The organism is Nocardia sp. NPDC049190 (assembly GCF_040648115.1).
Lineage (GTDB): Bacteria > Actinomycetota > Actinomycetes > Mycobacteriales > Mycobacteriaceae > Nocardia.
Map to the genome: position 1 here is coordinate 1 of NZ_JBEZDE010000087.1, position 7,994 is coordinate 7,994.

At 64.3% G+C, this 7,994-nt stretch carries 5 protein-coding genes and 3 pseudogenes; 6 read left to right on the top strand and 2 right to left on the bottom strand.

Annotated features, from left to right (window positions below; all coding sequences use genetic code 11):
* Positions 1-208 precede the first annotated feature (208 nt).
* Positions 209-448 (top strand): annotated as a pseudogene (locus tag AB0B25_RS31655) (hypothetical protein); the annotation flags it as partial.
* A 573-nt stretch (positions 449-1,021) separates the two neighbouring features.
* Here the strand turns inward: AB0B25_RS31655 and AB0B25_RS31660 are convergent.
* Both AB0B25_RS31660 and AB0B25_RS31665 read right to left on the bottom strand, forming a co-directional pair.
* Positions 1,022-1,249, bottom strand: coding sequence for a hypothetical protein (locus AB0B25_RS31660; protein WP_357187413.1), 228 nt, complete (start codon positions 1,247-1,249; stop codon positions 1,022-1,024).
* Positions 1,250-1,379: 130 nt separating this feature from the next.
* A complete protein-coding gene (locus AB0B25_RS31665) occupies positions 1,380-2,009 on the bottom strand; it encodes a GntR family transcriptional regulator (protein ID WP_357187416.1) in 630 nt (209 codons plus the stop codon).
* Between the two features lie 824 nt (positions 2,010-2,833).
* Here AB0B25_RS31665 and AB0B25_RS31670 point away from each other — a divergent pair.
* The 5 genes and pseudogenes from AB0B25_RS31670 to AB0B25_RS31690 form a co-directional block, all read left to right on the top strand.
* A pseudogene (locus AB0B25_RS31670) lies at positions 2,834-3,316 on the top strand (hypothetical protein); the annotation flags it as partial.
* Between the two features lie 109 nt (positions 3,317-3,425).
* Complete coding sequence (locus AB0B25_RS31675; protein WP_357187419.1) at positions 3,426-3,650, top strand: enolase C-terminal domain-like protein; 225 nt, start codon at positions 3,426-3,428, stop codon at positions 3,648-3,650.
* A gap of 49 nt (positions 3,651-3,699) precedes the next feature.
* Complete coding sequence (locus AB0B25_RS31680; RefSeq protein ID WP_357187422.1) at positions 3,700-4,989, top strand: FAD-binding oxidoreductase; 1,290 nt, start codon at positions 3,700-3,702, stop codon at positions 4,987-4,989.
* Complete coding sequence (locus AB0B25_RS31685; RefSeq protein WP_357187425.1) at positions 4,989-5,990, top strand: proline racemase family protein; 1,002 nt, start codon at positions 4,989-4,991, stop codon at positions 5,988-5,990. Before AB0B25_RS31680 ends, AB0B25_RS31685 begins: the two co-directional genes overlap by 1 nt.
* A 74-nt stretch (positions 5,991-6,064) precedes the next feature.
* Positions 6,065-7,652: pseudogene (locus AB0B25_RS31690) on the top strand (ISAzo13 family transposase); the annotation flags it as partial.
* Positions 7,653-7,994: the final 342 nt, after the last annotated feature.

Sequence of the window (7,994 nt, forward strand, 5' to 3'; positions counted from 1 at the left end):
CACCCATCATCCGATGGCCTGCGGAACCAACTGAACACGGAACGAAATCACCCGGCTCTATTTCCGGGTGGTCTCGTCATCGGGGACCGCTCAATACCTCACACCCACCGAGTACGAAGCCGCCTACTACGCTCAAAACCCAGCACGCCGACCGGCCCTGGTCTAAACCCGAAGCCGGTCCCAAACCCGTGGCGATTCAGACTGGGATCCCCGCCAGGGCTTGAGCTGGCAGGACCTGGAGCCGATCCCCTTCCTGGTCGAGATCCAGGGCTCGCACCGGCAACAGGACTCCAGCCGGTGGGAGTTCGCGTCCTTCCCGCGTCGGACCGGACGGGCTGCGATCGTGCAGATCTGGGGCGGCCACGGCGGCCCGGCCACTCCGGACGGTGGAAACGGCGGCAAGACGGGCGAAATCTTCGCGTCCACCTGCGACGTCATGCTGCGGTAACCACCACCATTCCGTCCTCCCCGGAAGGGGTGCCGGTAAGGATCGTGTCACAGCCGCAAGTCAGGGTGAAAACTGAGGGTAGGGGCGGTGAGAATCGAGTGATCGACCGCAATTGTCCTGTGTCGGTGGCGATCTCGGTGTAGTGACACCCCGCCGACCACCGGAAGCGATCGCGCGGTGATCGCCTCCCTGGTGAGAGGGAGATGCCGGCAGGCGGTACTTCGGCCCTGGTGCAGGCCGGGGCCGAAGTGTTCGTGAAGCGTTCCTCGACAGAAAAGTCGCGGCGCCGCCGACGCTACCACCGCCCATCTCGGGTGACAGGCATCCCGACCGAGTGGAGCGCACCGCGGCTCCTGCCGCATCTCCTCCAAACCCAGCCGCAACCTCTCCAGACTCTGGATGTCCTGGACACTGTCGCAAGTGGCCGTACCAGTGGATTTCGGTGCCATTCTGAGTTTCCCTTCGATCGATGTGAACCGGGATGAACTCGACGAGCAGACGCCATAATCCCACACCCACCACAACCAACAGCTACCCGACAGCAACCCGCTCGGCGTAGAACGACACAGACCATCACAGCCGATCGCCCCGTTTGACATCAGGGTGAGCGCGGTCGTCCAGAACACCGTCAGCATGGCCGACTACGAACACCTCCATGAGCACGCCGACCTCGCCGACGCGCTGCGGCTGCGCCAACTGCGCGAAACCCCCGTTCGAGACGATGTCGAAAGTTTCTCGCATCTCGGCGACCCCTTTGGCTCTGGTGGCGAAGTCGGGTGGCGAGTGCGTGGGAAGCGCCATCCACCCGTCCGCGCTGCGTTGCGGTAGTTTCAGCGTCTACGTCACCTGCTGGTACGCGATGATGCTGTAATGGAAATCCAGGGTCGCCAACAGTGGCGGCAGCACCCGACGAGTCAGTTGTGATGCGTTCTTATCTGCTGCGATCGAGGATGAGGTTGCGGGTGCGCGTGAGGTGCTCTCGTGTGATGTTCTGGGCAGCGCTGGTGTCGCGGGCGACGATGGCAGTGGCCAGGTCCAGGTGTTCGTTGCGCATACGCTCGAGTTCGTCGGGGTCACGGTAGTGTTCGCGTTGGTGTAGTTCGCCGGCGAGTTCGGCCTGCTGACGTACCAGTCGTTCGAGCGCGAAGTTGTGTGTAGCGGCGGCAATCGCACAGTGGAAGCTCAGGTTGTCCTCCCACGAGGCCAAACGATTGGCCAGGACCATGATCGAGTCCGCCTGTTCTGTGGTGCGTCGCTCGCAGGCCAGCGCGGCAACCTGAACCTCGAGAAGCGTGCGAGCTTCGAGAATGTCGGCAATCGAGGCGATCTCGACGGAGGTGCGAAGCCCGCAGGTACCGTCCGGGGTGACGTCGCGAATCTCCCGCAGATATCGGCCCGACCCGCGCACGGTCTGGATGACGCCGCGTTCTTCCAGGACACCGAACGCTTGCCGCAAGACGTTGCGGCTCACCCCGAACAGTTCGGCCAGGTCACGCTCAGTAGGGAGCGCTTGGCCGGGACGAATACCTCGCGTTTCGACCAACTCCAGCACCCGGGTCATCGCGGCTTCGTAGCGCCGTTGCGCGTGGGGCACCAGAAAGGTCGCTTCCGCAGCTGACGTGTCGATCGCCGCCCTCCCGTGGATCTATTGGTAGTCTTATCTGTCATCCTATCCCACTGTGAAGACCGAGATGGTTCGCATGAACTGTGGCATTAGATAGCATCTGGTCCGTTTTATCCAGTGCGTTTGATGCTTTGGGTTACCCACCCATTCCGTCGTAGCTACAGCAGACGAAGAGAAGTGATCGGGATGGCTCAGAGCGCATCGGAGAACTCAGCGCCTTGGCCGCCATTCTGCACCGTCGTTACCTTTCAGGCCGGGGGTGAAATACGACGAGTAATCGACCTGCATGCGATGGAGAGCAGGCGGTGGGAGGCGGCGGCAGCGCTGGGGTTGTTTTCCGCCAGGCAGATGGAGCTGGTCATCGGCCCGCAAGCGCTCCGCCGGATGGCTCCAATCAGTCATCGTCGGAGTTCTGATCACCATGGTCAAGGACGCTGCCCCGGCGTCGGTCCTGACTACGGACGAGTTGCTCGGCGGCATGGATCAGGCACCGGCCATCTTCCTGGAACCCGCTGCAGGCGTATCTCGTCGGCTGTTGCCTGGAAGCCCCTGGGACACATGCGGGAAGTGACGGTGTCGGCACGTTCACCGGCCGCCTCGCGCCGGTTGGGTCCTGACACGGAAGGGTTGGGATTACAGTGAAAATTCAGTCCGTCGAAGCGATTCCGGTCGCGACGGTGTTCACGTCGATCTTCCGGTTCGGCACTACCGATCGCACGGTCTCACTCAACGTCGTTGTGATCATCCGGACCGACGACGGCGTGACCGGCTACGGCGAGGCATGCCCGGTTCCAGCGTTCACGTCCGAAACCCAGCGGTCGATCGTCGAACTGATCGAACAGCGGGTCGCGCCGGTGCTCATCGGGCGCAACCTCGAACAGCGCACGCTGTTACTCGACGGTCTGTCCAGAATCCTGAAATTCGCGCCGTTCACCGTCGAGGCGATCGACACCGCACTGCTGGACGTGGTCGGATGCACCCTGCAGGTTCCGATGCACATGTTGCTCGGCGGTTTGGTCCGCGACCAGGTAGAGGTGCACGGACCGGTCGGTTGGGATTTCGACTCTGCCAGGATCGTCGATACGGCGCTCGAACAGGTCTCGACTTATCGCTGGCTCGAGCTGTGCGCCGGCCGCGGCGAACTGGCCGCGGACCTCGATCGGCTGCAGGCCGTCCGCGCCGCGGTCGGCTCGGACGTCGGACTGTTCTTCGATATCAACGGCGGATGGTCGCCCAGCGACCTCCGCCGCGCCCTTCCACGGGTCGGCGAAATCGGTCTGAGCATGCTGGAACAGCCCCTGACGGTCGCGGCGACACCGTTCCAGTGGCAGCTGGTCGGGCAGCGTCATCGAGATGGGTATCGCCACCGCGATGGGGTTGCATCTCGCCGCTGTCCTGCCGCGGTTGAGCCACCCCTCCAACCTCATGGGACCGCTGAAGTATCGCCGGCAGATCACGGCCGAACCCCTCGAGATCATCGACGGCCACCTACACCTAGCTGTGCCCACCGGCCTCGGCCTCGGCGTCACGGTAGACGAGGACGAGCTGCGCCACCTCGACATCCGTAGCCATAGCTGACAAGTCACCACCGACCAGCCAACCACCACCATCAGAAGGAACCCTGTTCATGAACCTGCCCGACACCGCCGACGTTGTCGTCATCGGCGGCGGAATCACCGGCGCCGCAACCGCGGCCGCAGCGGCGGCGCGCAACGCATCCGTCGTACTCATCGAAAAAGAAACTGGCCCAGCGCGGGAAGGGTCCGGCCGCGCTCAAGGATCATTGCGGGTACAAGGCCGCCACGGATCGGAATTTCCGTTGGCGCAGGAAGCTCTTCGGTTGTGGGCCGAGGCCGTTGCCGAAGCCGACTTCGAATTCGTCCGAGGCGGGAACCTGTACTTCTGCACCAGCGAGGACGAACTCCCCATCCTGCAGCACCTGGTCAGCCAAGCGCACACGGCCGGCCTGGCCGAGGTGCAACTGCTCGACGCCGACCAGGTCCGCGAGATCATGCCCTGCGCCACCGGCCCGTTCCTCGGCGCTATGTGGAGCCCCGTCGACGCCCAGTGCCAACCCGAGAAGGGCACCGAACTCTATATCCGGCGTGCCGAAAAGAGCGGAGCGCATATCGGTTTCGGTGTCAAGGCCACCCGCCTCGTGGAAAACCGCGGACGGATCGTAGCGGTCGACACCACTGTCGGCCGGGTACACGCCGGTGCGGTCGTCGCTGCTGCGGGTGTGTGGACCCCACACCTGGCCCGGACTGTGGGGCTGCGTATCCCTATAATGGCGGTGATCATGTCCGAACTCGAGACCCGCCCGGTCGAGCCGTTGTTCCAGCAGACGATCCGCGCCTTCGGGTTCGGCGCACGCCAACGCCCCAACGGACGAGTTGTCGTCAGTGCCGGACTCAACGCCAAAGTCACCCACAGCGTGACATTGGCCGATCTCAGCGGAGTACGTTACTGGCTGCCCCGGGCCATGTCGTTCCGGAATAATGTGAAGGTCGCTGTCGACATCGCAGGTATCATGCGACAGCTGCGCCACCGCAGTGTGCTCAGCACCGATCTCGTTCCGCACGAGTCACCCGAGCCGCCGTGCGACCGGCCCCTCGTCCACTCCGCACTCGACCGTCTGGCCGCAGTCGTCCCTGATCTGAAAGGTGTCGCTCCAGTTCGGTATTGGGGCGGCCTGATCGACCTGACCCCAGACGGACTGCCCGTCATCGATGGCCAGGTCGGACCAGACGGGCTCACCGTCATCACCGGTCTGTCCGGTCACGGGTTCACCCTGGGCCCGGTCCTCGGCGAAATCGCGTGCGACCTGGCGCTGAATGGACACACCAACCGCGACATCGAACCATTCCGGCTCTCCCGATACAGAGGAAAAGTGAGCCAACCGGAAATGATGATCTGATGCGGGCCAGACGACTCATCCAGGTGGTGGATTCCCATACCGAAGGTATGCCGACCCGCGTCATTGTCGGTGGTACGCCGCCGGTTCCCGGTGCCACGATCGCCGAACAGCAAGTTTGGGCCTTGCGGCACCTCGGTGAGCTGCGTGGCCTGGTGGTACGAGAACCCCGCGGGCACGATGCGATGTTCGGCGCTCTGTTATTGCCGGCGACCCGACCGGATGCCGATTTCGGGGTGATCTTCTTCAACACCACAAGCACACGTCCGATGTGTGGTCACGGGATTATGGGCGTTGCCACTGTGTTGATCGAAACCGGGATGGTCGCTGCCGTCGAGCCGCGCACGATGGTCCGGCTCGACACACCTGCCGGGCTTGTAACCGCGGATCTGGTAGTGGAGAAAGCCCACGCGAAACATGTCACCCTCACCAACGTGCCCTCCTACGTCCACACGCGCGATCTGCAGATCCAGCTTCCCGGGTGGGGTGGAGTGACGGTCGATGTCGCCTACGGCGGTAACTTTTACGCCATCGTCGACATCGGCCAGTTCGGCCTACCGCTGGATCCGAAGCACCGTGCCCGCCTAACCGACCTCGGTGTCGAGCTGATGGCAGCAGTCAACGAGGCCTGCTCGTTCGGCCACCCGACCGATGCGACGGTCATCGACCTGCGCCACGTCGAGTTCACAGCCCCCGCAACGCCCGACAGACGGGCCCGGAATGTGGTCGTCGCAGCGCCCGGATATGTGGACCGTTCACCGTGCGGTACGGGTACCTCGGCCCGGATGGCCCTACTCCACGCCACCGGACGCCTCGATATCGGCGACCGATTCGAACATGAGTCGATCATCGGCACCCGGTTCATCGGCCAGGTGGCGGGTACTACGACAGTTCGCGAATTCCCAGCGATCATCCCCACGATCACTGGCCGAGCTTGGATTACGGCGACGGCGCAACTCGTGCTCGACCCGAACGATCCCTTCCCAGCAGGATTCCTCCTCTAATACCAATGCCGCTCACATAGGGCCTGTCGATAATCAACACGTAATGTTGGGCTGTTTCCGAGTGATGGTGCGGTATGGGCGATTTCGTGGTGACCGAGGACGATTTGGCGGTGAAGTTCGCGGAGTTGCTGCCGCACCTGGATGAGCGGCAGCGTCGGCTGGTGTTGGCGGCGGAGGTGCGGATGCTGGGCCGGGGCGGGGGCCGGGAGAACGGCGCGGGCTGCGGGGGTGCGGGAGGCGACGGTATCCAAGGGGGTGGCCGAGCTGGAGTCCGAGGAGCCTCCGCTGGGTCGAGTTCGTCGGGAGGGCGGGGGACGAAAGCGGCTGGTCGAGGTTGATCCGGGGTTGCGGTCGGCTCTGTTGTCGCTGGTGGAACCGGACGAGCGGGGCGACCCGATGTCGCCGCTGCGGTGGACGACGAAGTCGCTGCGGACGCTGGCGGCGGAACTGGCGGTGAGGGGGCATCGGGCATCGCCGGACGTGGTCGCCGATCTGCTGGCCGAGGAGGGGTTCAGCCTGCAGGCGAACTCGAAGACGATCGAGGGTGCGCGTCACGCCGACCGCGACGACCAGTTCCGCTACATCAACGAGCAGGTCGAAGACCATCAGGCGGCGGGAGATCCGGTGGTCAGCGTGGACACCAAGAAGAAGGAGCTCGTGGGCGTATACGCCAACAGCGGGCGCGAATGGCGACCGAAGGGATCGCCGGAGCAAGTGAACACCCACGACTTCCCCGACGCCGAACTGGGCAAGGCGATCCCCTACGGGGTCTACGATGTGGCCGCGAACAGCGGATGGGTCAACGTCGGATGCGACCACGACACCGCCGCGTTCGCCGTGGAGTCATTGCGCCGCTGGTGGAACGGCCGCGGCCGGGCGGATTACCCGGACAGTCGGCGGTTGCTGATCACCGCCGACGCGGGCGGCTCCAACAGCTACCGGACCCGAGCCTGGAAGACCGAGCTGGCCGGATTCGCCGCCGAGACCGGGCTGCACGTCACGGTCTGCCACTTCCCGCCCGGTACTTCGAAGTGGAACAAGGTTGAACATCGGTTGTTTTCCCACATCACCATGAATTGGCGCGGCAGGCCGCTGACCAGCCACGAAGTGGTCGTCAACACCATCGCGGCGACCAGCACCCGTACCGGACTGCGCGTGCATGCAGAACTCGACGCCGGCGAATACCCGACCGGCGTGAAAATAGCCGACGACCAGCTGGCCGTCGTTCCGGTCACCCGCCACGACTGGCACGGTGACTGGAACTACACCATCGGACCCGAACCGGCCCGGCCCGCGGCCCCCGCCGAGGACTCCGCCGCGCCTACACGCCCGGACACGGCCTGGCTGCGCTGTCCCGAACTCACCGGAATGGCCGCGCCGGAATGGGACGCGCTGATCGAGAAACTGACCGTGACCCGCCACGCACAGCGCGAAGCCCAGCCGCACCAGCGACGCGGCGGGACCCGCCACGCCGCGCCCGGCACCGGCCGCAAGGCGCTGCTCACGCTCGACGACCGTCTCGCGATCACCCTGCTGCACCTGCGGTTCGCCACCCGCCAACGCGCCATCGGCGCACTATTCGGCATCACCCAGCAAACCGTCCACAACACCATCAAGCAGACCAGACCCCTGCTCGACCTGGCCGGACACACCGTCACCCCGACCGGGATCACCCTCCCAGACGCCGCAGCCGTTACTCAACACCACACCAGCCCAACAACATTCGGACAAATTGCGTGCTATTGATCGACAGGCCCTAACTGCACGGCATTGCCTCTAATACTGCAACTGCACTCACGGTTGGGTGCGTGAGGGTCGGTGACGTGTAGCTCGGCGGGGGTGGGTGCCTGATGGCAGCGTCCTGGACCGACCGACGGGGTCCCGTCAGTTGGTTCCCATTCGTGGGGACTGAGGGGCCGGACGAATTTCGGACAGCGGATTCTTGGTTTCTCTACGCTGCCTTATTCTGTTCGAACCACTCGGACTCTACTTCGTTCGGGGTTC